The sequence below is a fragment of the Streptococcus sp. 339 genome (assembly GCF_013277285.1).
Taxonomy (GTDB): domain Bacteria; phylum Bacillota; class Bacilli; order Lactobacillales; family Streptococcaceae; genus Streptococcus; species Streptococcus pseudopneumoniae.
Genome location: NZ_VMMR01000096.1, coordinates 2577 through 3200, shown reverse-complemented (window position 1 = coordinate 3200; position 624 = coordinate 2577). Strand labels below are relative to the sequence as shown.

1 protein-coding gene and 1 pseudogene are annotated in these 624 nt (G+C 35.7%); both read right to left on the bottom strand.

The window, feature by feature from the left end:
• Window positions 1-122: 122 nt before the first annotated feature.
• Window positions 123-244 (bottom strand): annotated as a pseudogene (locus HT736_RS10130) (ISL3 family transposase); the annotation flags it as partial.
• 198 nt (window positions 245-442) lie between these two features.
• Window positions 443-624 (bottom strand): hypothetical protein (locus HT736_RS11475; RefSeq protein ID WP_205380673.1); only part of this gene is annotated, 182 nt, incomplete at its 5' end.

Genomic DNA, 624 nt, shown 5'->3' with positions numbered 1-624 from the left:
ATTGCGCAGGAATAAAGACTAATTCTTGTCCTTGAAGGGTTGCTCCAATCTCTTTTAGATCTCCCTGACAGTCAGGGCAAATACAGTCCTCTAAGCGATGATGAACTTCTTCTGAATCAAATTGGGCAAGATGGAGCCTCATAATCCAGTTTAGCAATGATTTCCTTCTATTAATGATATCCATAATTTGGGCATTAGGATCTTTGATATCGAGTAGTTTTGTGATAAAATGTAATTGTTCCATATGATTCTTTCTAATGATGGTTTGGTTGCTTTTCATTATAGATGATACGGGACTTTTTTCTACAACAAAATAGGCTCCATAATATCCATAGGGGATTTTCCTACTACAAATATTATAGAGCCAAAATCTCCAGCCTAGAGAATTCATGAGGGTCTGAAAGGGTCAGGTATTTATGTTTTGTCATAGTAGGGCTCATTTCTAACTCAAACGTCTCACACTAAATTCCACCATAAAAATCTGTTTTAGGCCAATTTCCACTTTGACCAGACTAGGGGGAGTTATCCGAATCATAATTTTAGATAAATATTGGGTAAACATTGGGAAAATACTTGACATATATGTTGTAGAAGAGTATAATAATGGTGATTCAGGTGATTCAG